Annotated in this window: 26 protein-coding genes, 1 tRNA gene and 1 pseudogene; 9 read left to right on the top strand and 19 right to left on the bottom strand. The window is 49.4% G+C overall.

Annotation, left to right across the window (positions count from 1 at the left end):
- Nucleotides 1-152 precede the first annotated feature (152 nt).
- The 3 genes from ACLBLI_RS05380 to ACLBLI_RS05370 all read right to left on the bottom strand — a co-directional run bounded on the left by ACLBLI_RS05380 (nucleotide 153) and on the right by ACLBLI_RS05370 (nucleotide 3477).
- Nucleotides 153-986 carry a flagellin gene (locus tag ACLBLI_RS05380; protein WP_414830107.1) on the bottom strand — a complete coding sequence of 278 codons (834 nt, stop codon included), beginning with the start codon at nucleotides 984-986 and terminating at the stop codon, nucleotides 153-155.
- Between the two features lie 472 nt (nucleotides 987-1458).
- Nucleotides 1459-2289, bottom strand: coding sequence for a flagellin (locus ACLBLI_RS05375; protein WP_414830106.1), 831 nt, complete (start codon nucleotides 2287-2289; stop codon nucleotides 1459-1461).
- Between the two features lie 357 nt (nucleotides 2290-2646).
- On the bottom strand, nucleotides 2647-3477 hold the full coding sequence (locus ACLBLI_RS05370; protein ID WP_414830105.1) for a flagellin: 831 nt from the start codon (nucleotides 3475-3477) through the stop codon (nucleotides 2647-2649).
- A 225-nt stretch (nucleotides 3478-3702) separates the two neighbouring features.
- Here ACLBLI_RS05370 and ACLBLI_RS05365 point away from each other — a divergent pair, with 225 nt between their 5' ends.
- A complete protein-coding gene (locus ACLBLI_RS05365; RefSeq protein ID WP_414830104.1) occupies nucleotides 3703-4665 on the top strand; it encodes a hypothetical protein in 963 nt (320 codons plus the stop codon).
- 33 nt (nucleotides 4666-4698) lie between these two features.
- Here ACLBLI_RS05365 and flgL read toward each other — a convergent pair whose 3' ends face one another.
- From flgL to ACLBLI_RS05300, 13 genes are all read right to left on the bottom strand, one after another.
- Nucleotides 4699-5919, bottom strand: a complete 1221-nt coding sequence (gene flgL / locus ACLBLI_RS05360; RefSeq protein ID WP_414830103.1) for a flagellar hook-associated protein FlgL — start codon at nucleotides 5917-5919, stop codon at nucleotides 4699-4701.
- Between the two features lie 5 nt (nucleotides 5920-5924).
- Entirely contained in the window at nucleotides 5925-8057 is a 2133-nt protein-coding gene (flgK, locus tag ACLBLI_RS05355) for a flagellar hook-associated protein FlgK (protein ID WP_414830914.1), read from the bottom strand.
- Nucleotides 8057-9007: a flagellar assembly peptidoglycan hydrolase FlgJ gene (flgJ, locus tag ACLBLI_RS05350; protein ID WP_414830102.1), complete on the bottom strand. Its 951-nt coding sequence runs from the start codon at nucleotides 9005-9007 to the stop codon at nucleotides 8057-8059. Before flgJ ends, flgK begins: the two co-directional genes overlap by 1 nt.
- Complete coding sequence (locus ACLBLI_RS05345) at nucleotides 9007-10119, bottom strand: flagellar basal body P-ring protein FlgI (protein ID WP_414830101.1); 1113 nt, start codon at nucleotides 10117-10119, stop codon at nucleotides 9007-9009. Before ACLBLI_RS05345 ends, flgJ begins: the two co-directional genes overlap by 1 nt.
- Before the next feature lie 8 nt (nucleotides 10120-10127).
- Nucleotides 10128-10820, bottom strand: a complete 693-nt coding sequence (gene flgH, locus ACLBLI_RS05340) for a flagellar basal body L-ring protein FlgH (protein WP_414830100.1) — start codon at nucleotides 10818-10820, stop codon at nucleotides 10128-10130.
- The gene (gene flgG, locus ACLBLI_RS05335) at nucleotides 10820-11608 is read right to left on the bottom strand and encodes a flagellar basal-body rod protein FlgG (RefSeq protein ID WP_218310860.1); all 789 of its coding nucleotides are present in this window, start codon (nucleotides 11606-11608) and stop codon (nucleotides 10820-10822) included. Before flgG ends, flgH begins: the two co-directional genes overlap by 1 nt.
- A 43-nt stretch (nucleotides 11609-11651) precedes the next feature.
- Nucleotides 11652-12395 (bottom strand): flagellar basal-body rod protein FlgF, encoded by a 744-nt coding sequence (flgF, locus tag ACLBLI_RS05330; RefSeq protein ID WP_414830099.1) that lies wholly within the window; start codon nucleotides 12393-12395, stop codon nucleotides 11652-11654.
- A gap of 284 nt (nucleotides 12396-12679) precedes the next feature.
- Complete coding sequence (gene flgE / locus ACLBLI_RS05325) at nucleotides 12680-14065, bottom strand: flagellar hook protein FlgE (protein ID WP_414830098.1); 1386 nt, start codon at nucleotides 14063-14065, stop codon at nucleotides 12680-12682.
- A gap of 16 nt (nucleotides 14066-14081) precedes the next feature.
- Complete coding sequence (locus ACLBLI_RS05320; RefSeq protein ID WP_414830097.1) at nucleotides 14082-14768, bottom strand: flagellar hook assembly protein FlgD; 687 nt, start codon at nucleotides 14766-14768, stop codon at nucleotides 14082-14084.
- 30 nt (nucleotides 14769-14798) lie between these two features.
- Nucleotides 14799-15221: a flagellar basal body rod protein FlgC gene (gene flgC, locus ACLBLI_RS05315; protein ID WP_414830096.1), complete on the bottom strand. Its 423-nt coding sequence runs from the start codon at nucleotides 15219-15221 to the stop codon at nucleotides 14799-14801.
- Nucleotides 15222-15223: 2 nt separating this feature from the next.
- Nucleotides 15224-15628 (bottom strand): flagellar basal body rod protein FlgB, encoded by a 405-nt coding sequence (gene flgB / locus ACLBLI_RS05310; protein ID WP_414830095.1) that lies wholly within the window; start codon nucleotides 15626-15628, stop codon nucleotides 15224-15226.
- Nucleotides 15629-15707: 79 nt separating this feature from the next.
- On the bottom strand, nucleotides 15708-16541 hold the full coding sequence (locus ACLBLI_RS05305) for a CheR family methyltransferase (protein WP_414830094.1): 834 nt from the start codon (nucleotides 16539-16541) through the stop codon (nucleotides 15708-15710).
- 15 nt (nucleotides 16542-16556) lie between these two features.
- Nucleotides 16557-17486: a chemotaxis protein CheV gene (locus tag ACLBLI_RS05300; RefSeq protein ID WP_218310867.1), complete on the bottom strand. Its 930-nt coding sequence runs from the start codon at nucleotides 17484-17486 to the stop codon at nucleotides 16557-16559.
- Nucleotides 17487-17694: 208 nt separating this feature from the next.
- On the opposite strand from ACLBLI_RS05300, the gene flgA reads away from it, so the two are divergent.
- From flgA to flgN, 3 genes are all read left to right on the top strand, one after another.
- Complete coding sequence (flgA, locus tag ACLBLI_RS05295; RefSeq protein WP_414830093.1) at nucleotides 17695-18417, top strand: flagellar basal body P-ring formation chaperone FlgA; 723 nt, start codon at nucleotides 17695-17697, stop codon at nucleotides 18415-18417.
- Between the two features lie 117 nt (nucleotides 18418-18534).
- Nucleotides 18535-18870: a flagellar biosynthesis anti-sigma factor FlgM gene (gene flgM, locus ACLBLI_RS05290; protein ID WP_414830092.1), complete on the top strand. Its 336-nt coding sequence runs from the start codon at nucleotides 18535-18537 to the stop codon at nucleotides 18868-18870.
- A gap of 7 nt (nucleotides 18871-18877) precedes the next feature.
- Nucleotides 18878-19309 (top strand): flagellar export chaperone FlgN, encoded by a 432-nt coding sequence (gene flgN / locus ACLBLI_RS05285; protein ID WP_414830091.1) that lies wholly within the window; start codon nucleotides 18878-18880, stop codon nucleotides 19307-19309.
- A 72-nt stretch (nucleotides 19310-19381) separates the two neighbouring features.
- Here flgN and ACLBLI_RS05280 read toward each other — a convergent pair whose 3' ends face one another.
- Entirely contained in the window at nucleotides 19382-19870 is a 489-nt protein-coding gene (locus tag ACLBLI_RS05280; protein WP_414830090.1) for an LPP20 family lipoprotein, read from the bottom strand.
- Nucleotides 19871-20156: 286 nt separating this feature from the next.
- On the opposite strand from ACLBLI_RS05280, the pseudogene ACLBLI_RS05275 reads away from it, so the two are divergent.
- The 4 genes and pseudogenes from ACLBLI_RS05275 to ACLBLI_RS05260 form a co-directional block, all read left to right on the top strand.
- A pseudogene (locus tag ACLBLI_RS05275) lies at nucleotides 20157-20906 on the top strand (flagellar assembly protein T N-terminal domain-containing protein); the annotation flags it as partial.
- 152 nt (nucleotides 20907-21058) lie between these two features.
- On the top strand, nucleotides 21059-21127 hold the full coding sequence (locus tag ACLBLI_RS05270; protein WP_414830913.1) for a hypothetical protein: 69 nt from the start codon (nucleotides 21059-21061) through the stop codon (nucleotides 21125-21127).
- Nucleotides 21117-21332, top strand: a complete 216-nt coding sequence (locus ACLBLI_RS05265; RefSeq protein WP_414830912.1) for a FlgT C-terminal domain-containing protein — start codon at nucleotides 21117-21119, stop codon at nucleotides 21330-21332. The genes ACLBLI_RS05270 and ACLBLI_RS05265 overlap by 11 nt, the downstream gene beginning before the upstream one ends.
- Nucleotides 21333-21491: 159 nt before the next feature.
- Nucleotides 21492-21567, top strand: a tRNA-Arg gene (locus tag ACLBLI_RS05260).
- 34 nt (nucleotides 21568-21601) lie between these two features.
- Here the strand turns inward: ACLBLI_RS05260 and ACLBLI_RS05255 are convergent.
- The gene (locus ACLBLI_RS05255) at nucleotides 21602-23506 is read right to left on the bottom strand and encodes a glycoside hydrolase family 97 catalytic domain-containing protein (RefSeq protein WP_414830089.1); all 1905 of its coding nucleotides are present in this window, start codon (nucleotides 23504-23506) and stop codon (nucleotides 21602-21604) included.
- A 379-nt stretch (nucleotides 23507-23885) separates the two neighbouring features.
- Between ACLBLI_RS05255 and ACLBLI_RS05250 the strand changes: the two genes are divergently transcribed.
- Entirely contained in the window at nucleotides 23886-24725 is an 840-nt protein-coding gene (locus ACLBLI_RS05250) for a polyphosphate kinase 2 family protein (protein ID WP_414830088.1), read from the top strand.
- Nucleotides 24726-24751: 26 nt separating this feature from the next.
- Here ACLBLI_RS05250 and ACLBLI_RS05245 read toward each other — a convergent pair whose 3' ends face one another.
- Nucleotides 24752-25831, bottom strand: coding sequence for a transporter substrate-binding domain-containing protein (locus ACLBLI_RS05245; RefSeq protein WP_414830087.1), 1080 nt, complete (start codon nucleotides 25829-25831; stop codon nucleotides 24752-24754).
- Nucleotides 25832-25953: the final 122 nt, after the last annotated feature.

The raw sequence follows: 25953 nt of genomic DNA, 5'->3' as shown, positions 1-25953 counted from the left end.
AGGAATTATAGTAGAATAAACTGGCCTCTCAACCAACACTTCTACACTCTCAGTCCTGTTAGTCGGCGTTTTCTTGGTGCCGCGGCCAGATGGCCGCGGCGTTCGGGGGATGGCCTCTCAACTCCTTCCCAATCCTACGCCTTACCTGTTAATTAACCTCCAAGTAACGATAACGCTGCCTGAGGTCGCTGGTTCGCCTGCGCCAGTATCGTTGTGCTTGCCTGTTGAAGGATCTGATTGCGGGTAAGTTCTGCCGTTTCGGTGGCAAAGTCTGTATCTCGGATACGCGATCTTGCCGCAGAGACGTTCTCAGAAATATTACTTAAGTTACGAATGGTTGACTGGAAGCGGTTCTGAATCGCACCTAAGTCAGCACGTTTCGCATCGACCGCTGAAATCGCACCATCAATAGACGTCAGTGCAGCAGACGCCCCTGTTGCTGTGGCAATAGTAAGGTCACTATCGCCGTTAGTCAGCCCTGAGAAACCGAATCCGCCAGTACGAGAGATGTTTACCCCGATTGTCTGGCCGCCGTTTGATCCCACCAGGAAGGCCGCAGAGTATGTCCCGTCAAGTACGTTTACGCCCCCAAATTGAGTCGTTGTAGCGATACGGCTGATTTCCGTTTTCAATGCAGACACTTCTTTCTGTAGCGCCAGACGGTCAGATGATGAATTGATACCGTTTTGTGACTGAATTGCAAGAACACGAATACGCTGCAATGCCGTGGTGATTTCCTGCATCGCACCTTCCGCGGTTTGTGCCAGGGAAATCCCGTCGTTAGCGTTTCTTACGGCTTGATCTAATCCCATGATTTGAGAAGTCATGCGGTCAGAGATCTGAAGGCCGGCAGCATCGTCAGCCGCGCTGTTGATGCGAAAGCCCGAAGAAAGGCGCTCGTAGGCAGTGTCCAGGCCATTGCCGGTGTTGAATAATTGACGTTGTGCGTTTAGTGATGAAACATTTGTGTTTACGTACAGACTCATTGGTCTCTCCTAACAGTTGAAATTTGCGCTATTTTTATTGTTTTTCGCGCAGGTTTTAAAAAATTTTCAACGTGTTGGCACACCGTATGCTTCACAAATGCTGTCAGTGATAAAAAACTGACGCTTTGCGAGGCGTTGTACCTAGTAAAGCGATGCTGAACGGGTATGGGTCACTCCCATACTTTTGCTGACGGGTGGGTCTGTTGTTCCAGACCTCATACCTCTCACTACCTCCTGGCTTCATTCCTGCCAGTCAGCAGCTTCAGCATTCAACACGGCGTAGTATTGCAGTACCATGTTGCGCTCAGCGTGCTTTAACACGTTGTCTTGCGAAATACTCTACTCGTCGGTCGGTTGCAGTCTGTCCCCACATAGTGCAATCCGACCGTTTTTCGTATCTACTCAATCGTTATTCGATTTGCTCGACTGCAGTCTGCCCCCGCATGTAAACAGTCGATAGATTGTTCATTTCTTATCCCTGCAGTAGCTGCAGTGCGGCCTGTGGACGCTGGTTTGCTTGTCCGAGTACCGTCGTGCTCGCCTGCTGGATAATCTGCCACCGTGTCAGCTCCGCAGTTTCCGTCGCAAAATCAGTATCGCGGATTCGTGAGCGTGCAGCTGACGCGTTCTCCGATATATTGCTCAGGTTGCGAATGGTTGACTGAAAGCGATTCTGGATGGCACCTAAATCGGCACGCTTGGCGTCAATAATGGATATTGCGGCATCGATTAGCGGTAATGTCGCTGAAGCTAGCCCTGCCGTTTCAACCGAAACCGCAGCGCCGTTTGTCAGCCCGGAAAAGCCATAGCCACCCTCACGAGACAGATTGAAGCTAATAAACTGACCGGCCTGCGCTCCCACCAGAAAAGCGGTAGAAAAAGACCCTGTCAGAATATCGCCACCGGCAAACTGGGAAGTTGACGCAATGCGGCTGATTTCCAGCTTCAGTGCAGATACTTCTTTTTGCAGTGCTAAACGATCTGCTGAGGTATTGATACCGTTTTGTGCCTGGATAGCCAGCACACGGATACGCTGCAGTGCGGTGGTCATTTCCTGCATGGCGCCTTCTGCGACCTGTGCAAGTGAAATGCCATCGTTGGCGTTACGTACGGCCTGATCCAGACCTTTGATTTGTGATGTGATGCGGTTTGATATCTGCAAACCGGCGGCATCGTCTTTGGCGCTGTTAATCCGGAAACCTGAAGATAAACGCTCAAAAGCGGTGCTCAGCTCTATATTAGAGGTAAACAGTTGCCGCTGAGCATTCAGCGACGATACATTCGTGCTAACGTACAAGCTCATAATAATCTCCTAACGATTTTTGTAGACCAGACCGATATTTTTATTTTTGGAGTCTGGTTTGAGCGACCCGTATTATTATTTTTCGGGGTGGTGTCACTCTTGTGGCCCGGATTATTATTGTTGTTCCCAGTGCCTACATTTAAGTTATCGTTCGGACACGAAAAATCCTTTAGCAATTTTTCGCTAAATTTTTATAAGCCTTATTTTTCAGTTAATTAGCTACAGTGGAAGTCGCAAAAAAGCCGGACTTTCGTCCGGCCAACCGCTCTACGTTAGGAGATTATTGAGCGAATTTTTGCGTGGGGGTGGATTCCCGGTTCACTACCTCCTGGCCCCATTCCTACGCTAATTAGGTGATTAACCCAGTAACTGTAGTGCCGCCTGAGGACGCTGATTCGCCTGAGACAGTACAGTAGTACTTGCCTGCTGGATAATCTGGTTACGCGTCAGGTCAGCCGTTTCAGCAGCGAAGTCAGTATCACGGATACGTGAACGTGCCGCTGAAATGTTCTCTGAGATGTTGCTCAGGTTACGGATAGTCGACTGGAAACGGTTTTGCAGTGCACCTAAGTCAGCACGTGTTCCGCCGATAGATGAAATCGCATTGTCTATCGCTGTCAATGCCGTACTTGCACCACCCGCGGTAGAAATGTCGACAGTACCCACACCAAGGCCAGAAGCCCCTAAGCTCGCACCGTTTGCGGTAGACAGGTTTACGCTGATAGATTGGTTGGAATTTGCACCTACCAGGAAAGCAGCAGAAAACGACCCGTTCAGGATGTTCACGCCGTTAAACTGAGTATCTGTGCTGATACGGCTGATTTCTGATTTCAGTGCAGCCACTTCTTTTTGCAGTGCCGCACGGTCAGCAGAGCTGTTGATGCCGTTTTGTGATTGTACTGCCAACTGACGAATACGCTGCAGTGCAGTCGTGGTCTCGTTTAACGCACCTTCCGCTGTTTGCGAAAGTGAAATAGCATCGTTAGCATTGCGGACAGCCTGGTTAAGGCCCTGAACCTGTGAAGTCATGCGATCGCTGATTTGCAGACCAGCAGCATCGTCAGCTGCGCTGTTAATGCGGAAACCTGACGACAGACGCTCAAAGGATGTGCTCAATGAATTGCTGACATCGAACAACTGACGTTGTGCGTTCAATGCAGACACATTGGTATTGACGTATAAAGACATAAGTCTCTCCTACACTCTCAGTCCAGCATGAGCTGGCTGCCGGGGTTACCGGCGGTTACAAATTTAGTAGTCATCAACACCTGAGGGGTAATTGATGAACTGGCTCTCTCAGAAATGTTATCGACGGTGATAAAATTCCCTTTAATAAAATTTGCAAAAATTGCCGTAGAGAGGCAGGGAATTGCCGCCTATAATGACGTAAACAATGGTTTTTTAAGCGATTTCATGTCAAAAAATAATTTAAAAATTGATCAGATAAGCCGGATCTCCTCCCGCTCGGCGCACAGTGCATTTACGGATCTGCATAATTTGCCAGATGGAAGTCTGCTGTGTTGCTATCGTCAGGCGACCAATCATGTAAGCAATGACGGCAGAATAGAAATCGCGTGTATTGACGCTGAAACTCATCATGTAAAAAGTCGTAGTCACATTGCTATAGCCGGGGTGGACCTTCGTGATCCCAAACTTAGTCAGGGGCCTGACGGACGAATTTGGCTGCTGGCTAATGCGAGATACGCAGACGCCGAAAACACAACGTTGAAACGACACATGATGAGCTGGTTTTCTTATGATGGCGTCAGTTGGTCATCATCACATGACCTTGGACTTAATCACTGGTGGCTGTGGCGAATTACTTGGCGGAAAGATGAGGCCTTCGGCTTTGCGTACAATCGTGGGTTAGATCGTATCGACCTATATCAGGGTCATCCGGGGAAGCGTATGTATTGTCGTAAGCCCCACGCGTTGGGATTTGCCACTCACACATTAGGCTACCCAAACGAAAGTGACATGCATGTTGATAGTGATGGCAATATGTGGGCGCTGGTCCGTCGCGACGCCGATTCATTCAGCGCGCAGCTGGGTTTCAGTAGAGCCCCGTTTACGCGCTGGTACTGGCATGATCTAAGAGCATATATTGGGGGCCCGGCGTGGATACCGCTCAAAGCCTCAACTATGTTGGTGGCCGGCAGAGAGTGGACGGGGAAAGCACTGGTTACCACCCTGTGGACACTTAACTTAAGTAACAAAAAGCTCGAGAAGATTCTGACGTTACCCAGCGGGGGTGATAACAGCTACCCTGGCCTGGTCATAGATGGCGATACGCTTTATATATCCTATTACTCTGGTCACCTGGATAACGAAACCCGGGTCTACTTGTCAACACTACACGGCGTTAATGCTTTATAGGGTTAGTGCGAATAAATCTTTAATGGATTGCTATTAGAGGAAGTCGAATAAAGACAATCCGGAAATACGTGGAAACGTTGCCAGAGCAGCATTTAGCGCAGTTTCCTGCTTGGCAAATTCTGCTGACGCTTCCGCGTAGTCAACATCCTCAATAGAGGAACGCGACTCTTTCGCGGCAATTTCCAAATCCAGATTGGTTTCATAGATCGATTCTGCGACATTCAGGCGACCGCCAATAGACGAACGCTCCAGACCAATCTTTTCCATCGCGTTATCAATACCGACAATAGCATCGCTTAATGATTCCCGCAGATCCTGCCCACTGGTATCGCTGCTTAACTTACGGTAGAGATCGTCAATGGTTTGCGCCAGATTTTTTTTCTCAGGTGTATCCAGAGCAAAGTCAACTGTGTCACCGGGGTTCCCTGTGAGAGTGAATTGCATGCCCTTCACAGTAAACGGTTCTCCGGATGTATAACTAACGGTATCAACCACGGTACCCGTTCCTACATTCGTTAACTGAGCCTGATTACCGGCCTGTAGGGTGATTCGATAATCATTGTTCGCCGGGGTAACCGGGTCATAATTATTCTTGTGAAAGGTATCGAAAGTCCCCTGTTCTGCAACCCGAGACTCCGTGACCGTTGCGGTGGACGGTGGAGTAATCGAAAAATTCCGGCGTGCCAGCACGTTTTCGAACACGTCCTGCCCACTGCTGGTGCTTTGGATCCGTGTGCTGTCAGACAGCTGCACAAAACTTTCTCCGGAATCCCCTGAGAAAGTCACCGCATTTCCTGCCGCTGCCGGGTTGAGCGTAAAAGCTTGATTCTGAGACTGGTAGCCAGCAAAAATGTAATTACCATCAGCATCCTGCGAGTTCATTAAATCGAACACTTCGTCGCGCAGTTGCTCCATTTCCGCCCCAATAGCCCGACGGTCCGCATCAGACAAGATGCCAGACCCCGCCTGTAACGCCAGCGTACGAGCTCTGTTGGCGGCACTGGTAATGTTGTCCAGCACCGCTTCCTGTTGCTCCAGGGAACCGGTAACTAAATCAATGTTGCGCTGATATTGTTTCAACTGGTCCAGTTCTTCGGTAAGACGAATGACCTTTGCGGCGCCTACAGGGTCATCCGAAGGACGATTCAACTTTTTACCGGTCGCCAGTGACTCCTGCGTATCGGCCAACCCTCGCTGGTTTTCCATGATCGCACGAATATTCTGATCATATATTTGGTTGGTTGAAATACGCATGTAGCTTACCTTGCTGCCTGTAAGATAGTGTTAAATAAATCCTGAGCCGTACTTAAAATACGCGCCGCTGCCGAATAAGATTGCTGATAGCGGATCAGATTTGCCGCTTCTTCATCAAGGCTAACGCCAGATACCGAGTCGAACCAGTTTTCCGACTGCACTTTCATCGTTTCGGCAGCCTGCAAAGAGATATCGGCAGAAGAGGCTTCTTCTCCAACCCTTCCTACTAATGACGCATACGCATCATGCATGGTGCGCGGCTTGTTGGTAGCTTCAGAACTTAATTGTACCAGCCCCTCGTTTTGTAGTGATGCCATTGACAACGCATTGGCATTGTCGCCGAAGCCATCTGTGTTGTAGGCCAGTGAAAACGAGTCTCCGGCAACGGGAACCCCGTCCAGACTGATATCATATCCGGGATAATCATTCAGTGCAGAGAACGATGCTGGCCAGGCGGGACCGGTGCCACTGGCTTCAGCTTGCGCTAATAAATTGGTGTAATCGGTAACACCTGTCACATTGGTGATGACATTCGCCGGATTTTCTCCATCGAGCACCTGAAAGCTCGTCGGTGAGGTGAATACAATCTCTGCAGGAGCCCCAACAGTAGCGCTTGGCGAGCCTGCGACACCGTGGATACCACCAGTGCCGTTAAAAGCAGACGCATCCGCCCCCAGCGTTCCGTCTACCTCGGTGTTGGTTACCGTCACCTGTGACACCTTGGCGTCACCCAGATTATCCACTCCCGGCTGAACCCGCACCGGCGATGCAAATGCCAAATCTTCTGGACGGCTGGTTGCCATCGTCAGCTCAGAGGCGGCCCGCTTGGTTGGCTGTATAAGAAATTCATTGTCCACTGAATAACCGGAGGCGGCAGTAAAATCTATCTCTAAACCGCCAGGTAATTCAGTGAAACCTGCAGTGATAGCAATACCAGTGTAAGCAACCGGGTTACCTGAGGCATCCAGTTTAGGTGTACCGTCACTGTTGAGTAACTCTACATTCACCGATGCCGGCACGCCCGCGGCAACAGAAGCAACCGTAATCTTGTAGTCAGCATCAGTAAGCTCATTCCCTTTGCCTTCGGTGACCTGGGCAAGCACAGGAAGGTTATCCGGGGTGCCTTCGTAGTTCAGCCCCTGAAAAGTTGGCAGCGTAAACAAGTTACTGCCAAGCTGGCCATCCATATCCATTCCCAGCTTGTTTTGCTGATTCATCGCAGCAGCAAAAGCCAGGGAAAGCTGACCAATGTCTCGCTGCGCCGGACCAAGAATGTCATTTCGATAACGGAAAAGACCACCGAGGCTGCCCCCTAAATCGTCTTCCATAACGTTCAGTGTCGTATTGGCCTTGGCGCCGGTAAAGGTGGTAGATAGTTGTAGCTCTTTAAACGTCAGGTCAGCATCACTGCCTAACTCAAAGATATTAAACGAGCCGTCTTCAAGCACCAGCGATTCACCTGACGTCAGATTTACCGTGACAGCGCCGCTTTGAGTGAGGCTGTCTCTGACATCAATCGACATGATACCGGCAAGCTCATTAATGGCGTTGTCACGCTCATTTAGTAATGCTGTGGGTTGATCGCCGCCTTGGTTGCCTTTGGCAACAAGGATCGCTTCGTTCAGCTCACCGATATTTTTAATTAGGCTGTTAGCGCGGTTTACCTGGCTGGTAAACTCTAAATTCAGCTCTTTTTCTTTTGCCTGCATAAAATCGGACAAAGTTTCCATTCGGCGAAGCAGCGCCTTTCCCTCACCCAGAACCTGCTCTCTGGAAGCCAGGTTGGTAGGATCATCAGCGGCTGTTTGCAGTGATGCAAAGAACTTGCTGAGCCCTTCAGAAAGCGAATTTCCTTCATTCGCCAGCATATTGTCCAGCGCCATCGTTTTTTCTGTGAAGGCTTCCAGCTCACCCACCTGAGTAATGTCCCGGCGAAGCTGGTTTTGTGCAAAAATACTGATAACTCGTTCGGTAGTGCCAACACCGACCCCATAAACATTGCTGTTTTCCAGAATGGTACGCTCCCGGACATACCCTTCTGTGTTCACATTGGCAATATTGTTACCTGTGGTCTGAATCAGCTTATTGCTGGCAGCAACGCCACTACTGGCAATAGAGAATAAATCAACCGTTCGCATCATGGCATCATTCCCTGCATTCGATCACTATGATAAACCGCCATAATTTTTTCCGCGTACGCCGGATCTGTCGCATATCCAGCCTGCTGGAGAGACTCAGCATACCGTGCAGCATCTTCGCCACTGGTAACTGCATTCTGATAGCGGGGTTGTGAAGATAAAAACTTCACGTAATCATCCAGCGCTTCACCAATAGAATCGTATGCTCTGAACGCTGCTTTTTGTCTGGACGGTACGCCGGCATCAAACTCAATCGTATCGACCACTGCCTGTTTACCCTGCCAGTGGTGATTGGCTTTAATACCAAACAAATTGTTCGTCGCGTTTCCATTACCGTCATGAATGACATATTTGCCCCAGCCGGTTTCTACTGCGGCTTGGGAAATAATCGCTTTTGGGTCCACACCCAACGTCGCGGCCGCTTTTTCAGCATGTGGACGAAGGGTTTCTATAAACTGCTCAGGCGTGTCGAACATAGCCGCTTTATATGCACTGGTTGTGCCTTTACTGGCAGATGCCATCACGTTGTCAGTGGCCTGTGCCACCGCGTGCTCACGGGCGCGGTTCAGCGACGCCAGGTTGCCATCACTGCGAATGACACTTCCAGGCACGTAGTTTTCGTCTTTTTGACCCAGCTGTTTAATAATAAGATCGGCCAGCCCCAGACCGCCACCTGATGACAAATCCGTCGCCAGTTGCTGATCGTGCATGTCGCGGTAGAACTTCACCTGCTGAGAATTAAACGGGCTGTTTTCATCCGCCAGCGCATCCTGCGCTTTACGCATAGATTTCAGCATCATCTGTACGAAGATTGCCTCAAACTGATGCGCGGCTTCTTCAAGCACTTTCTCATCACCAGAGGCAATGGCTTCACGCATAGAGTTGATACTGCCGAGGTCGTGAACGTTCCTCGCCATTTCCATTTGTGATTTTGTGCTTAAGGCCTCCATCAGATAATCACCAGCTCGCCATGCAGTGCGCCAGCCTGACGCAGCGCTTCCAATATCGCCATCAGATCGCCCGGGGCAGCACCGACTTCATTCACTGCGCGGACTAACTGATCCAGTGTGACGCCAGGTTCAAACTTGAACATACGGCTGTCAGCAAGATCGACATCGATAATGGATTGGGTAGTTACCACAGTATCCCCGTCAGCCAATGCATTGGGCTGCGACACCTGCTGATTTTCTGAAATGGTTACCGTCAATCCGCCATGTGTAATAGCGGCGGGCAGCAGACGCACATCCTGACCAATGACGATGGTTCCGGTACGGCTGTTGATGACCACACGGGCTGGTGCATCGGCAGGTTCAAACTGGAAATTTTCCAGTGTTGCCAGAAAGCCGACGCGCTGACCGATATCGCGGGGCGCTGTCACTCTTACTGAAGCCGCATCCAGAGGGGTTGCAATTGAATACCCCTGATCCGGTTGTGCACCGAGTTTCTCATTGATCGTGTCCGCCAGACGTTTCGCGGTGGAAAAGTCAGGATAATGGAGGTTCAACGTCAGAGTGTCGCCATTAGCAAAGCCGCTTGGCACCGTTTGCTCCACCAGCGCGCCGTTGGGAATACGTCCGACAGTTGGCGTGTTGACCACAATCCGTGAGCCATCATTCCCTTCCGCACCAAAGCCGCTGACAATAAGCGAACCTTGCGCCACGGCATACACTTTCCCATCAACCCCTTTTAAAAAGGTTTGCAACAGCGTTCCGCCTTGCAGGCTACTGGCCTCGCCTACGGACGAGACGGTCACATCAATTGTCTGTCCGGGTTTGGCAAAGGCGGGCAACTCCGCATGCACGGCCACGGCCGCCACGTTTTTAATTTTTGGCTTTACATTGGAATCCAGACTTATGCCAAAATTGCTTAGCATGGTTCTGAAGCTTTGTTCGGTGAACGGGCTTTGTTCACCCGTGCCTGGTAAGCCTACGACAAGACCATAGCCAACCAGTTGGTTCGCTCTGACGCCCTGAATACTGGCGACATCTTTAATGCGCTGGGCATTCACCAGTGGCGAAGACACAACAGCCAGTAACAACATTCCGAGGGATAACAGTTTCATAGGCACCTCTACAGCGGCCACCATTCAGATGAGAAGAATTTTGCCAGCCAGCCTTTTTCCTGCGAACGGGCAAACGAGCCTGTGCCGCTGTACTGAATGCGGGCATTGGCAATACGGGTAGATAAGATTTCGTTATCCGGTGATACATCAGCCGAGCGAATAATGCCGGTCAGGCGGATGTACTCATCACCGTGATTCAGCGTCAGCCATTTTTCTCCCCGGATGACCAGATTCTGATTCGGCAAAACATCGACAACCGTCACAGAAATACTGCCATTTAAGCTGTTACTCTGACTGGCCTGCGCGTCGCCGGTAAAATCGTTTGATGAATTGACACCTAACTGAATTGATTCGCCGCCCAGATTAATGGCGTTGCCGCCCAGTCCGGTAATGGGCTGAAGATCGACACCGGTTTCACGTGATGTTTGTGTTCCTGCCGATTTCGATGCATTGGTATTTTCGCTTAAGGTAACGGTGATGATGTCACCCACCCGGCGGGCCGTCACATCAGAATACAGACTGTTTGCCATGTAAGGACGAAACAGTGCACCATCTTCAACAATCTGGTCGCGCGGATAGTCAGGCACTACCGGCGCAAAGGTGGGATCGTTGGCCTGCACCGGCGGCTCATTCGTACTGGCACACCCGGCCAGTAAAGCGCTGAAAAAAGCGAAAATAACCGTACGCATGATGTTACCCATTAAAGCTGCTGAATCACCTGACCAAGCATCTGGTCCACGGATGAAATCACTTTGGAGTTCATCTCATACAAACGCTGACTTTCAATCAAATTCACCAGTTCTTCGGTGACGTTAACATTTGACGTTTCCAGTGTGCCCTGGGCAATAGTACCTAAGCCCTGAAGCCCGGGAATTCCCTGAATCGGCGCACCACTGACTGCGGTTTCAACAAACAGGTTCTGCCCTGTTGGCTGCAAGCCCGTAGGGTTAATGAAATCCGAGATATTGATTTGTCCCAGTACCTGAGGCTCGGCCTGACCTCGCACTGTGGCAGACACTTCGCCATCCTGCGAGATGGTGATTTGCTGCGCATCTTCTGGTATCGCGATTTCCGGTTGCAGCAGAAAACCCGCACCCGGTGTGACTATCTGGCCCTGATCGTTCAGCGTAAACTGACCATTTCGGGTATAGGCGATGGTGCCGTCAGGTTGCAGGATCTCAAAATACCCTCGTCCCTGAATAGACATATCCAGCGCGTTTTCAGTAGTTAACATGTTGCCCTGCGTGTGGGCTTTTTGGGTTGCCACCACTTTCGACCCCGACCCTAGCATTAATCCTGAAGGCAATTCGGTGTCGGCAGACGAACGCCCGCCGGGCTGATTTATATTCTGATACAGCAGGTCTTCAAACACCGCGCGGTCTTTCTTAAACCCCACGGTTGAGGCGTTAGCCAGGTTGTTCGATACCACCGACACATCAGTTTGTGCCGCGTCGAGACCGGTTTTACTTATCCACAATGCAGGATGCATAGTTACCTCCTAAGGTCGCTACTCGCGCCTTATGTATTACTCATTAAATTATGCGAAGCAGCATATTGCCGCGAGTATCAAGCTCTTCTGCCTGTTTCATCATCTTCACCTGCATCTCATAATGGCGTTGCAGGCTAATCATATTGACCATTTCATCGACGGCGTTCACGTTAGAGCCTTCCAGCATGCCAGAGCGGATCTGTACCGTTACATCCTGCTCGGCCTGGGTGCCGTCTTTCATTCTGAATAAGCCGTCATTACCCCGTTCCATATCACGGTATTCCGGCTTCACCAGTCCCAGTCGTCCGACTTCTTCAGAGACGTTTTCCGGCGCACCTACAGGGCGAACTGAAATCGTTCCGTCAGTTGCGAAGTTCAGATTATCCAGCGGCACAGGTAAAAAGATCGGTCCGTTGTCTCCCATCACCATATTGCCGTGCATATCCGTCAACATTCCGTCGGGCCCCAACTGGAAACTCCCGTCACGGGAGTACGCTTCCTGACCATTGGCATCCTGAACCGTAAACCAGCCGTCGCCCTGGATCGCGACATCCAATTGGCGGCCGGTCTGAATCATCGGACCTGACTCATAATTGTTCGTCGGGCTTTCTGTCATCGAGAACACGCGAGTCGGTAAGCCTTCACCATAAGCAGGCATGGCACGCGCCTGCTCAAGCTGAGCCTTAAATCCCGTGGTTTGTGCATTTGCCAGGTTGTTTGCCCGTAATCCGGTGCCCAACAAATCTTGTTTGGCACCGCTTGCAGCAATATAGAGAAAATTATCCATGACTGACTTTTGACGGTTACGTGAATGATTACCGTGGATGTTGCAAAGGCAGTGCCAAGGTGGGAATTGTGGCAAGGTTTACAGGAAAAGCCTTATTAACAAAGCAGCAGGCATATGAAATTAAAGAGATTTTATGAACAGCCAAAAGACAACTGAAATTATCTTTGTGTCCTGATAATCCGGATTTGGGCAACACGGGGCGGCAAAGCGGCAAAGATTGTCAGTCCCCAAAGGCACAAACAAAAAGGACCGCCGTTGCGGTCCTTCAGTCTGGTTATCTGAATTTATCGGATATTCAGAATAGTCTGGTTAAGCTGGTTATTCACTTCCAGAGCCCTTGAGTTCGCCTGGAAGTTACGTTGAGCGATAATCATATCGATAAGCTCAGTGGTCAGGTTAACGTTCGCCTGCTCAAGCGCTGACGAATTAATTTCACCAAAAGTCCCGGTCGTCGCCTCACCTGCTAACGCTTCACCGGAAAGAATACTTTCTTTCCACTGCGTATTGCTTTCCTGCGTCAGCCCCTGCTCGTTAGAAAAACGAACCAGCGCGACTCGCACGATAGGCTCAGAGGTGCCGTTCGAGAATGTAGCCCTTACCAAACCGTCTGGACCAATATCAATGCCTGTCAGACGTCCCACTGGCAGACCGTCCTGTTCCAGCGCTGTCACTTCGAAGGCTGAGGCAAACTGAGTGGGTTCGTTGGGTGTTGCGCTTGTCGGGTCCAAATTAAAATCAACACTGATTTGTTGCGTTGGGTCCGAACCATTTGTCAAAATCGTCGGTCCTAATGCTTCTGTCGTGATTTTAAAATCAGGAGTGGACAATCCGTCTGCTGACTCAATGCCGATGAAGTCCCCGCCCTGGCTGAATTGCAGTTTGGCTGCAGACACACCGTTGCCGGTATTGGTACCCATAGAGTGGACTGCTGTTGTCGGGTCTGAATCAGAACCATCGGAGTTCACCATATCAACCAACTGGTCATCTACCGCGGTTGCTACGTACCACTCATTGTCCACAGCGGGGTTGTTGTCCTTGATGAAATAATAGGTCATAACATGGCTGTCACCCAGCGAGTCGTAAACCGTCACGGACGTAGCAGCGTTGTACGTAAGCGGATCAGTTGGGTCAAATGCCGCAGGATCTAACCCGGTCTCTCCTGCCGGCAAATTCATGCGAATATCAACTTCTGACGTTTGCTGGGGCGAGCCAGAAGAATCAGGGATCCGCACCGGAACCGTAGTACTTAACGCAACCGAAGCGCTGGTGCCATCCGAATTAACCGGGAATCCCAGTAGATTATCACCGTTACTGTTTACCACGAAATTGTCATCGTCCAGTTTAAACTGGCCGGCCCGGGTAAATGAAAAATCCCGAGAAGTGATTTCTGGTACCGTGGCGAAGAAACCGTTACCGGTAATAGCCATATCCAGAGCAGTATTCGTAAACTGCAGGCTACCCTGCGTAAACTGCTGGGCAACTTCCTGCGTTAATACGCCATCACCCACCTTGGTTTTGCCGCCCGCTAATAATGATGCCGCATAGACATCGCCAAATTCAGCACGGGACTCTTTAAAACCTACCGTGTTAACGTTGGCGATGTTGTTCGCGGTGGTATCCAAATCTTTTTGTGCGGCAGATACGCCACTCAGTGCAATATTAAAAGACATAACTTACTTTCTCCTGCTAACTGCCGATCTGGATGACGTCATCGAGACTAATACTAACATCACCATCCAAATTCAAAATAACCCCCTGACCACTTCCGGCCAGGCTTACACTACCAACGTGACGATTTACGGCGGTGGCAATTTGTGTCCCCTCACCATTAATTTCGCCCGTAGCGCTGATCACGTACTCACCGGGCGGCATAACATTGCCGCGTGCGTCGGTACCATCCCAGCTAAACTGAATATTGCCAGCTGCCTGGGTGCCGGCATCAATGGTTTTCACCACTTCGCCGTACTGGTTCTGGATGGTAATTTTCATGTTTTGGGCGGTTTCTTCATTCACTACAACGCCCGATAGTCCGGCACCTTCAGCGGCCATAAATCCGACATTACCTTCTACCAGGACATTCTGGCCAATTAAGCTGGAAGCCTGCAGAGCCTGATTCGAGGTCATGGACGCAGCGAACGAATCAAATTTCTCATTAAGCTGCGAGATACCGTCGGCCATCGTGAATGACGTCATCTGTGCAACCATTTGATCGTTGTCTACCGGCTTGGTTGGATCCTGATTAGACAGTTGCTCAGTCAGCATGGAGAAGAAATCCTCCTGGCTAAGCTTTTGCTCTGACCCGTCTGCGACCTTTACCTTCTCTTCCTGCCAGTAGAGATCGGTTTTCAGGCCATTGTTCGTTATGCTATCCACGTTAATTTCCTCACAAAACGCTAGCGCGTGTTACTGACCCTGACCAAGCTGAAGAACACGTCGGAAGATCCGCTTCGTGGTGTCTGCCACCTGTACATTCGTTTCATAGGCCTTTGAGGCTGACATCATGTTTGCCATTTCTTCAACGATATTGACGTTGGGCTTATAGATGTAGCCGTTTTCATCTGCCATTGGGTTATTGGGTGCGTACTCCACCTGAAGCGGCGCATCACTCTCAACAATCCCTTTTACCTGTACGCCAGCCCCTTTTGACTGATATTCATTCGCTCGCTGCATCTCTGCGGCAAACACGGGGTGACGGGCTTTGTAGGTTTCTTCGTAACTGCTGCTGACACTATTGGCATTCGCAATGTTACTGGCTGTGGTATTCAACCGGACGTTTTCCGCTTCCATCCCCGTACTGGAGATAGACATTACATCAAATAAACTCATTCTTATTGCCCTCCACCGGAGCCAAGTGCTTTCTTCATGCCTTTAATTTTGCCGTTGAGAAACTCAAGGCTGGCCTGATAGCGTAGTCCGTTATCCAGGAAGCGGTTCCGCTCTGCCTGAACTTCTACGGTATTACCGTCACCGGTATCCGGTTGTGTTGGAACCCGATATTCCAGAAACGTATTCGACGCCATAGAGCCGGAAATATGCTTTTCGTGAGTTTTCACCAGATCCTGACGCTGACCCGCACGCGCTGACTCCATTGCTTTATTGAAATCAATGTCTCTGGCTTTATAACCAGGCGTATTTGCGTTTGCCAGGTTGCCGGCAATGACTTCCATTCTGTCAGTGCGTAAAGACAGCGCTTTTTGGTGGAATCCAACCAGATTGTCGAGATTAATTGCCATGATAAAACTCCTAATTCGTAATCAGCACTGCAAAGGTGATGCCAACCAGAACGAAAGAGGAGTTTTTAGAGAGGTAAGACTATGATTTTCTTTGGTAGTAAAGGCCTGGATGGCACTTCACCATACTGAACAAATCGCTGGCGCTACTGATAGATTCAGACGCGCCGAGGAAAAGGATGCCGCTGGGCTGCAGTTGGGCGGCAATTTGTTGCAGTATCTTTTGTTTTATTTCCGGTGCGAAATAAATCAATACGTTGCGGCAAAATACGATATCAAACCGACCAAGCCCGGCATAGTTGTGCAGCAAATTCAGGCTTCGGAACGAGACCATCCGGCGTACTTCCGGCTTCACCTGCATCATTCCACTTGCATGAACGTCAAAATATTGTTGCCGCCTTTCTGCTGACAAGCCGCGCGCCAGAGACAACTCGTCATACAGGCCCTGCTCACACTTTGCCAGCATGGCCGATGACAGATCGGTCGCAACGATTTCCACCCCTGCTCTCAATGCGCCGGGATTGCGTCGTTGATATTCAAGGCATGACATTGCGATGGAATAGGGTTCTTGACCGGAAGAGCAGGCGGCACTCCATATCCGAAGCCTGCGGTTTTTAGCGGCAAATTCCGGCAACAACTTACGTATCAGCAAATCAAACGGATAACCATCACGAAACCATAAGGTTTCGTTAGTCGTCATGGCGTCGACCACACTTTGCAGCAGATCCCGCCGATGTCCCCTGACGGTGGTATCAATTAAGGTATCGATATCATCAAAGTCATATTGATAGAGCAACGAAGACAACCGGCTCCTGACCAGGTACTGCTTATTTTCTCCCAGAACAATGCCACATTGCTGTTCCAGGAAACGACCGAAAGCACGATAGTTGTCGGCCGACACTTCTTTATTTTTCAATCCAATGAAACTCCGCTAGTCGTCTTTTTTGACCAGCCATTTCTGAACGGCTGTTGCCAGCTCATCCGGGTGAAATTTCGCAATGAAGTCATCTGCGCCGACTTTCTGAACCATCGCCTGATTAAATACGCCGCTCAACGAGGTATGCAACACCACATGAAGCTTTTGTAGCTCAGGTGTGTTTTTAATTTCCGCAGTTAGGGTGTAACCGTCCATTTCCGGCATTTCAATATCGGAAACCAACACACCTACGCGATTTGTAACATCCCCATACTCTTCAGCAATTTGCTTAAGACGTTTGAGCGCTTCAAGGCCATTTTTAGCCAGTTCTATTTCCAGTCCGAGCGAGGTCAGTGCCTTTTTCACCTGATTCCGCGCCACGGCAGAATCATCGGCTATAAAGATGATTTTATCTTCGTTACCTTCTGTAGTCAGACCCGCGGCAACTTCAGCACTGACGTCTGCGTTGAGTGGCGAGATTTCATTCAGTATTTTTTCAACGTCTAAAATTTCAATCAGCTCGTTTTCGACTTCTGTCACTGCGGTTAAGTAACTGGCGCGCCCCGTCCCTTGTGGCGGTGGCATAATCGAATCCCAGTTGGTGTTAATGATACGTTCTACCGCGCCTACCAAAAAACCCTGTACAGAGCGATTATACTCGGCGATAACGATAAAGGCAGTAGACAAGTCTTCAATTCTACGACCACCGGTAGCCATACTGAGGTCGATAACCGAGATAGTCTGGCCGCGAATATGGGCAACCCCTCTTACCAGCTTATTTAACTTAGGCATGGAGGTAAGAGGCGGACACTGCAGCACTTCTCTTACTTTAAAAACGTTAATGCCGAAGCGTTGACGGCCATTCAAACGAAACAGTAAGAGTTCAAGCCGATTCTGGCCGACTAATTGTGTTCGTTGGTTTACGGAATCAAGAATTCCCGACATACGTCACCTCTAAAATAATGGGCACGATCATTGCGTTTGTCCCTTAACAACATGCTGATTACATAACATCGCCAAAAAAGTGACGCTTTGCATGCGTGCGCTTTCAAGCAATGTAGCAGGCCGATACGAGCAGCGCAAAACCTCATTGCCTGACTGTGCTTTAGTAATCATAGACAAAATGACACCAACTGAACACGAAAAAGTGGATATGAAAAAAGTAAATTGCCAGATTTTGTCCCGAAATATTGTCGGATGTGCAGCAATGCTCTTGCTTACCGCTTTCACAGCGGAGGCTGCGACTACTTCGAAAAGCCAGCATCAGAAAGTACAGGATGGTGCGAAAGCGTATTTGTTATCCCGGCTTGAATCAGATAGCGCCGACACTAAAGTCAATGTCGACATCGTTGATATCGATGAGCGCATTTCTATCCCAAGCTGTCCGGAAGGCTTTAGTTATGATGCCGATCAGGCGTCACTTAGCCAGTCTTATATTTCTGTTCGGGTAAGCTGTCGGAATAATGACTGGTATTTGTTTACCAGCGCACACGTTAACCGCACCCGCCAGGTTATTGTAACCTCAGGCATGATTAGCCCAGGTACCATACTGACTTCAGAAAACCTGCAGGCGGCCGATATCGATGTAAACCGGCTTCGCCACACCGCCTATACTGATATTGACGGGTTAGTCGGCGCCAGAATGAAACGGCGTGTCCGTGATGGTCAGCCTGTACAGTCAAACATGCTATGCTTTGTTTGTAAGGGCGACCGTATTACAATAAGCGCTAACGTATCTGGTATGCAGGTGAAAACGGCGGGTATTGCAAAGCAGGATGGTGTTGTGGGAGACACTATTCAGGTGGTCAATGCAAGCTCACAGAAAGCCGTTATCGCAGAAGTGGCCAGTGCGCAGGAAGTGGTCGTCAGCCTTTGATATTCGGGCATAGTCACGACGTAAATCGTTCTTTAGGCAAAGATGAAAATTCGCTAAAGAAACACACATGCCTGCCGATACAATTAATGAGGTGTAAAAAGGTAGTGGAATTTCTTTATGGCAATTAATAATGTGAATAACAATAACGGGGTTCCGAAGACGCCGTTAGACAACAACAAGGTTAACCAGCAAACTCAGAATCAGGCAGCGCAACAACAGGTTGCAGCCAAGAGCGCGACGACTGCGGCGCCTCGTCAGGATTCTGTGTCATTGACCCAATCTGCGCAACAATTGAACCAGGTGCAGAAAAAAGGCACTGAAGCGCCGGTTAATCAGGAAAAAGTTGATAAACTGAAGAAAGCCATCCAAAGTGGTGAGTATCAGGTTAATCCAGAAGTGCTGGCAAAGAAAATAGCCCGCCTGGAATTTGAAGTTTTCGGTATAAAGTCTTAGGTAACTTATGACGCAATCTCTGCAATCACTCGTCGAACAACAAGTGAAATATTTGAGCCAGCTGTCTTCGCTGCTCGAGCAGGAATTGCATCTGATAAGTACACGTGATGCTGAGTCGTTGATGTCACTTCTTAAAGAGAAGGAGACGACGTTAGAAGCCATAAACGATACCGATAACAAGATTGATCCGCTGTATCGAGACGCTAAGCAAAACGATGCGCTGACTGACGATGTCGAGCAAGGCATTGATAAAGCGAAAGCGCTGTTAGAAGATTGTCAGTACCGAACTGAAATTAATCAGAAAGCTGTCGAGCAAGGCCAGTTACGTTTGACACACCTCAGAAATCTGATGCTGGAAGTTCGCGCTAAAGAATCGCTCACTTACGATAAAAGTGGTAAGCCAAAAGGTACCGGTCTCGGTCCTGGCGTAAGCGCCTGAAGAAAGCCCTCCTCAAAAGAAAAGCGCCGACGGCGCTTTTTTATTAACTATCTCACGCAGAAACGCAAACGTTTAGTAGTATCGAACTTCTTTTATCCGCCTGGGCTTTGCTGTGCTTACATAAATGTTGTATACCCGTTCCATATCCAGCTCAAGTTCAGTGGCGTAGGTATCCTCACCGACGGGATACGTTTTCACAACTTTTGCGCCTCGTATTACACCTTCTACTGATGCCTCCAGGCGGGTGTCATTGACGACAAGGTTAGCCAGCGTTTCATTGCCTTCGATACGCTGCCCATACACCTGCTCAGTAAGCTCGCGATAAGCATCCAGCTTAGACGCTCTCATCGCCATAAGCGAGCGCACGCTGTCAGAGTCGCCCTGTTGGCTGTCGATTGGCGCATAACCAACCGCCGTCAGTACCGGATAAGACTCTGGTTCCACGGTTTCCCATTCGACATGCTTGTCTACCAGAGAACTGCAACCCGTTAATGCTACTGAAGTGACAATCGCTCCAGACATAACCGAAAGACGGATAAGTTTAACTATTTTTACGATCATAACTGCTCGCTCGCCTACTGGTGCTTACGCCACCTTGAATACCGTATATTAGCCATACTGCTAATACGTTTAGCAATCACTAGATAGCAATATTTGTGCCCGCCCTATTTCTATTCTGCCGATATGCAATTTGGGAATACTTTGTGCAAGCAAAAAAGTATTGTAAAAGAAGTTGCCTTTCCGCTTTTGCGGCGCAGAGCTGGTATCATGCACTGTCACAACGTTCCGCAGGCGCTCGTTGTTGAGGCACGAATAAATTTTCCATCATCAGAATCGGTATCTCATAATGAGTATTGTGCTTTTTAAAACCCTTACTACATGGCGACAACTCGCCTTATTAAGCCTGTTGATGCTGCCGGCATGGCAAGCCTCTGCCGCCTGGTTTGAAGCAAAAGGGCAGGCTGTAGTGGTAAACGGTGATAAAGCCATGGCTCGTCAGAAAGCCACACAAGAAGCACTTAAGCAGGCACTGTTGTTTTCCGGCGCGTCGGTTAAGAGCATTCAGACACTGACTAACGGACTATTGAGTAATGATGAGCTGCAAATACACGCCTCTGGCGAAGTGTCACAGGTAGAGCTTATTAATGAAACCTGGCACGACAATTACGTGACGGTGCGTGTACGCGCAGATATTTTCCCGCAAACCAATCAATGTAATACCCAGGACTATCGCCGTACCTTATCTACCAGTTATTACCCTATACTGCACCGTCAACAGGCACAAGACGGCCAGCTGCAGTCGTTGTCTGAGGTGCTGGCTGTCCGGCTGCAACGTCAGTTTACGCATTTTTCTGATGCCGTGTCACTGCAGCATATTGCCCCCTATACAGCACATTGGAACGACGACGCCGTGCTGGGTCAGGCGCCCGTTCTGGCGCGACAAAGTAAAACCCAATACGTGCTGACAGGGATCATCACTGATCTTAGCGTATATCGTCCACAGCATTCTTCCCTGGCGTTCTGGAAAGATGATACTGCCTATCGTCAGTTTGGCTTCACCATGCGGCTGGTAGATGGCATGAACGGCGGTGTACTGCTTGAAAAGCAATATGATCTGGAAGCCAGTTGGGACTACGACCGCTTTGCCCAGGTAGACCTGACGGCAGGCCGGTTCTGGCAGTCTCAGTACGGTAGCGCATTGGACAATACGCTGGAGGACATGGTGCGGGATATTGAAGAAGCAGTATCTTGTCAGCCTCTTACTGGTCGTGTTATTCAGGTTGCAGGAGATCGTGTTCAGGTATCACTGGGCCGTGATCATGGAATCAGCGTAGGCGATGAACTGTTTCTTTACCAGACAAGACAGATTCAAGATGCCTTTGGTCAGAGTTTTATTCAGTACAATATCTATCCGGGCAAAGTGAAAGTAGTGAGTGCTTACGCAGATACAGCAACGGTAGAGGCTACAGATGGCGTCGTTCTGGCAAATATCCAGCCTAATGATTTTGTGGCGAAACGCTGATTGTTCGTCTGAGTCACTAAGCAATTACAGAGCTCCTAACGGCAAATTCCGCGTGCGGCAGGCTGACAGAGGCCGATAGTTGCCTCCCATAGTGCCCGGTATCAAAATGAGCGCGCCGAGCACTTTCCCTTTGCTGTCAGATAGTTATAATAGCGGCGTGTCCCCATAGTTTAACTGGATAAAACAAGAGCCTCCTAAGCTTTAGATCTGCGTTCAAGTCGCGGTGGGGACGCCAGACGACTCAGACAAATCAAATGGCGTTAGGCTTTTTATTGCTCAGTCTGCGCTTCATCGCCTGCAAAAATAAACACTGCCCCACCCTCAGATCGAAGTGACAGCGAATAACTACCGTCTTTTGCAATCGTAATCTGCGAACGTTGCACTTTGTTATCTTTGCTGTCTGAAAGCAGCGTCACGTTCTTACCGGCCAGCATTGGCAGAGACAACATCAGCGGGTTTGTCTGCTTCCTGCCATTTACAGCTGCCACATACCAGCGCTGGCCAGAGCGCCTCGCCAATACTGCAGCATCACCTGGTTTACCTGCAATATAGCGGGTTTCATCCCAGTCAGCAGGAACCTCGCGAAGGAACTGCAATACATGGGAAGGCTGCTCGTGCAGATTATTGGGTGTGAGACCAAAATGTTGCACCGGCGACTGATAAAGAATGCTGGTTGCTAACTCAAACGTATCAGTTGTGGTTCGCAACGTACCTTGTTGTTGATCTCGGGACAAACGCTTGTTGAGAAACACCGGTGCAAAATCCATCGCTCCCACGGCGTTTCGGGTAAACGGTAACACCGTCGCGTTAACAGCATGGGCGTCCAGCGCGTCCTGTCGGAAGACCAGATTTTCAGAGGCCAACACTGCTTCGGACGTCACAAAATTGGGGTACATTTTTTCCCAGCCTCTGGGTAGCGTACTGCCGTGAAAAGTGACTGCCAGCCCATAATCGTTCGCATCAGAAAGAATGTCCTCATACAGTGCCATGGTAGCCTGTTTGTCACCGCCGAAGAAATCAACTTTGATACCCTGGATCCCGTTTTGCTGCATCCAAGCCATTTCTTTTTTCCGCGCGACAGCGGTATTCATTTTATCCTGTGGAGTTTGCGGCGCGTTATTCCACCAACCATTTGAGTTGTACCATAGAAGAAGTCCGACACCTTTATTGCTGGCATATTCAGCCAGCGCCTCAATACGCTCGCGCCCAATTCTCTGATCCCACCAGTTATCAATAAGCACGTATTCAAAGTTAAGCTGTGCAGCCATGTCGATAAAGGCTTTCTGGTCCTGCTCGTTAATACTGTCATCCTGCCAGACAATCCAGCTCCAGGTCGCGCGGCCGGTCTGGTACTGTTTAGAGGGCGCATATTTTTGCTCAACAACGTCAAACATCACGGTGGTTTCAACAATAGGAGCCAGACTCTGCCCCACGGTTATTGTTCGCCACGGTGTAGTTGCAGGGATCGCCATTGCCGCACTGGTATCTCCGATACCTGCATTCTCCTGTGGCTGAGGAAAGCGAATCACATAATTGCCCTGTGCATTTCCTTCGCTGAGTCGTGCGCCAACATAATGGCTATCTACGCCAGTTTCAGAAACCAATACCCACCCCTCATCAGGCAGCTGAAATAGTGCAGGAAACGTATAACCAACGCCGTTAGAGGATGGTGTCTGCATCTTTTCGCCCATAGTGTAGGGCTCTTCGTAGCTTGGCTTCGTCTGCATCCACCCGGTCATCGGTAGCGCTTGCGGCGTGATATACGTTCTTGCATTGTCCGGCAGGTTAAACGCCGTTAGCTCGTTATTCACCTTCAGAAAAGTTGCGTCATGCCCAGAGATAACCTGATACCGGAATGCCACGTTGTTATTTGATACCTGAAAAGTAACCCTCAGCACGTCTGAACGGGAGTTTTGAAGTGCCAGAGATACCGTATTCGCTACATAATGAATGTCACTCGCCTTAGCGCGGGACATCCTGTACTGATAATCCTGCGTTCCGGTTTTTACAGCCTGAAGTTCCAGGTCTTTCGAGAAATCACCGATAGAGGTTTCAAGGCCGAGCAGGGATGGCTCGAGATATAACTTATTATTGTGCAGAACCTCATAATAGGCTTTACCTCCGTTCACTGTAACTATCACTTCCGTTTTGCCATCGGGTGATAACACGCTCACTGGATCAGACGCGAATACACTAAAGGAAAGCAGGCAGCATAATGCCGCTAGTTTACTTATTGCGGCACAACATTGTCGGATTATCATCACACACCACCAAGTTAAATAGTATAATAATACTTACACTATTTTTACAAAATTAGAACCCCGTTAACGTTACCTTTTTCCTGAGTAACACAACATATGACTTCCATTGGTGCGTAGCCGCAGCGGCTGACTTGTTGCGATGGTGTTTGCACGTCTGGCTGCTATTGCCGGGTAGTCCTTCATCGGGGGTAAGAGACTGCGAGGGTATGCAGAAAATGACACGCGTTGTATATTCTTTAAAGGAGAAACGTGAAAAGCCGAGGCGCGTATCAACCATTCCCCATCAGAAATCATGTTGACTAACCGTGCGCTTTCTGTGAAAGCAGCGCATGAGCACGGTTTTATAGAAGATAAAAAGCAATACAAAAAGCAACTCAAGTACTGGCAGAAGAAACTGCAGCATGTGCAACAAGCTTATTATCATCAGAATCGTCGAGCGCTTATTGTATTCGAGGGATGGGACGCGGCAGGTAAAGGCGGTGCAATACGCAGAGTCACTGAACGGCTTGACCCCAGAGGATTCACCGTATACCCCATCGCCAGGCCTAAGGATGATGAGCAGGGACGGCATTATTTGTATCGCTTCTACACCAAACTTCCGGCCCCCGGCACCATGACAATTTTAGATCGCTCTTATTATGGCAGGGTGCTGGTTGAGCGAATAGAAGGTTTGGCCAGCACACGTGAGTGGCAACGTGCCTACCAGGAAATAAATGAGCTGGAGAGATTACTCATTGACGATGGTGTGCGTGTGATTAAGCTTTTTATGCATATCTCTGAACAAGAGCAGCTCAAACGATTTATAGAGCGTCTGCACAACCCGCACAAACGCTGGAAATTAACAGAGGAAGACATAAGGAATCGCGGAAAGCGCGAAGACTACGAGCACGCTATCGATGCTATGTTTTCAAGAACGGATACCGTACAGGCTCCCTGGCACCTGATACTTGCAGAACGTAAATGGTTTGCAAGGATAAAAGTGTTAAAAACGCTCGTCAAAGCGCTGAGTGATGGGGTCGATATAACACCGCCCCCGATTGACACACAGCTTGTCGCGTTAGCAGAGGAGAAGCTGGGAATTTCAGCTCCCCCCTTATCATCCAGCCGGCAAGGTGGTGCTGAGTCTCCCTGACCCAGCTCCCTCACCCAGGCAGCACTTCACTGCTGCCCGAGATAGGACTCCACGGTGTCTTCCCAGCTGTCTTCTTCTATTATTTCAAGTAAGGTGGTATTCAATCTCTCTCGTTGTGTACTTTTTTCAGGCAGCGCTATCGCGTAATCCTGACGTTCAATCACATCGGGCAGAATTTGTATGGTTTCCGACTCCTCCTGATTTACCAAATATTGCAGGATTGGTTTATCGTATACCAATGCATCCAGCTTCCCACTCTCCAGTGCGGCTATTCCATCACTCAGGCTTGCCACTTTTCGGTAACCAATATCCCGGGAAGAGAGGAATAATGCACTGGCTGAATTCTCCAGGGTTCCCACCCGCACATCCGGTAAATCTTCAACGCCTTCCACGGAGGAGCTTAGCTGGCTAACCGTAAGACTGGTGGCAATAGCCGCGGTGAAACTACTGATAATAATGATTGCCGCAAACATCCAGATAAACCCGATTATACGTCCACCGAGCGTCGTTGGCGCCTTGTCTCCGTACCCCACTGTTGTCATCGTCACCGCGGCCCACCAGAAACTTGCGCCCAGTCCTTGCGATGCGGAGCCTCCAAACATTTCTGCGTTTTTCTTTCTTTCAAACAGCCAGAGCAGTGCGCCTACGCCAAGTAACAGTAAACACAGCCCTGATAGTGCAGCAAAAAACTCCCAGGAGAAAAAGCCGGAGATAGCTGCCATAAGCCGGTCCTCTTCGAGGGGCACGGCGATGGCAAGTCCGGTGGTGTAATAAGGATGGGTAAAGTCGATTTCCTTTTCACGTTGCGCATTTACTGTCAGCGCCGCAACTGAGGCATCCAGTTGACCATTATTCAGTCCGTCTAACAGGCCTGAAAGAGACGTCTCTTTAAACTGATATTCAATACCTTCCTTTTCAGCAATCCGTTTCCAAAGATCGATACTGATCCCTTCGAACTCGCCCCGTTCATTCTTGATGACAAAGGGCGGAGCCACTTTCGTCCCGACAGTCCATACTTCTTCTGTTGTCGCGGTATCAGACTGAGCTGCTGTGTGAAACGACAAACACACCAACAGTAAACTAATAAGATGTTGAATTGACTTCATCTTTTTTCTCTTTTTTTACTATGTCCACATACTCAACGTAACACGGAACCAAATGGATTTCTAAACTACCTCCCTGTATAACTACAACTGAACAAATCCGGGACCAACACGTATCTGTAAAC

Source organism: Alteromonas sp. H39, from assembly GCF_047556435.1.
In the GTDB taxonomy this organism is placed as follows: Bacteria; Pseudomonadota; Gammaproteobacteria; order Enterobacterales; family Alteromonadaceae; genus Alteromonas.
The sequence above is the reverse complement of the archived record's forward strand: the minus strand, read 5'-3'. Positions and strand labels throughout refer to the sequence as shown.

Excerpts from the sequence above, each read along its gene's own strand:
- ACLBLI_RS05375 (WP_414830106.1), bottom strand. The coding sequence starts at position 2,289 with ATGAGCTTGTACGTTAGCACGAATGTATCGTCGCTGAATGCTCAGCGG.
- ACLBLI_RS05280 (WP_414830090.1), bottom strand. The coding sequence starts at position 19,870 with ATGATCGTAAAAATAGTTAAACTTATCCGTCTTTCGGTTATGTCTGGA.
- flgK (WP_414830914.1), bottom strand. The coding sequence starts at position 8,057 with ATGCGAACGGTTGATTTATTCTCTATTGCCAGTAGTGGCGTTGCTGCC.
- flgE (WP_414830098.1), bottom strand. The coding sequence starts at position 14,065 with ATGTCTTTTAATATTGCACTGAGTGGCGTATCTGCCGCACAAAAAGAT.
- ACLBLI_RS05370 (WP_414830105.1), bottom strand. The coding sequence starts at position 3,477 with ATGTCTTTATACGTCAATACCAATGTGTCTGCATTGAACGCACAACGT.
- flgF (WP_414830099.1), bottom strand. The coding sequence starts at position 12,395 with ATGGATAATTTTCTCTATATTGCTGCAAGCGGTGCCAAACAAGATTTG.
- flgM (WP_414830092.1), top strand. The coding sequence starts at position 18,535 with ATGGCAATTAATAATGTGAATAACAATAACGGGGTTCCGAAGACGCCG.
- flgA (WP_414830093.1), top strand. The coding sequence starts at position 17,695 with ATGAAAAAAGTAAATTGCCAGATTTTGTCCCGAAATATTGTCGGATGT.
- ACLBLI_RS05250 (WP_414830088.1), top strand. The coding sequence starts at position 23,886 with ATGTTGACTAACCGTGCGCTTTCTGTGAAAGCAGCGCATGAGCACGGT.
- ACLBLI_RS05380 (WP_414830107.1), bottom strand. The coding sequence starts at position 986 with ATGAGTCTGTACGTAAACACAAATGTTTCATCACTAAACGCACAACGT.
- flgH (WP_414830100.1), bottom strand. The coding sequence starts at position 10,820 with ATGGGTAACATCATGCGTACGGTTATTTTCGCTTTTTTCAGCGCTTTA.
- flgC (WP_414830096.1), bottom strand. The coding sequence starts at position 15,221 with ATGAGTTTATTTGATGTAATGTCTATCTCCAGTACGGGGATGGAAGCG.
- ACLBLI_RS05365 (WP_414830104.1), top strand. The coding sequence starts at position 3,703 with ATGTCAAAAAATAATTTAAAAATTGATCAGATAAGCCGGATCTCCTCC.
- flgB (WP_414830095.1), bottom strand. The coding sequence starts at position 15,628 with ATGGCAATTAATCTCGACAATCTGGTTGGATTCCACCAAAAAGCGCTG.
- flgJ (WP_414830102.1), bottom strand. The coding sequence starts at position 9,007 with ATGGAGGCCTTAAGCACAAAATCACAAATGGAAATGGCGAGGAACGTT.
- ACLBLI_RS05345 (WP_414830101.1), bottom strand. The coding sequence starts at position 10,119 with ATGAAACTGTTATCCCTCGGAATGTTGTTACTGGCTGTTGTGTCTTCG.
- flgN (WP_414830091.1), top strand. The coding sequence starts at position 18,878 with ATGACGCAATCTCTGCAATCACTCGTCGAACAACAAGTGAAATATTTG.
- ACLBLI_RS05245 (WP_414830087.1), bottom strand. The coding sequence starts at position 25,831 with ATGAAGTCAATTCAACATCTTATTAGTTTACTGTTGGTGTGTTTGTCG.
- ACLBLI_RS05300 (WP_218310867.1), bottom strand. The coding sequence starts at position 17,486 with ATGTCGGGAATTCTTGATTCCGTAAACCAACGAACACAATTAGTCGGC.
- flgL (WP_414830103.1), bottom strand. The coding sequence starts at position 5,919 with ATGCGTATTTCAACCAACCAAATATATGATCAGAATATTCGTGCGATC.
- flgG (WP_218310860.1), bottom strand. The coding sequence starts at position 11,608 with ATGCATCCTGCATTGTGGATAAGTAAAACCGGTCTCGACGCGGCACAA.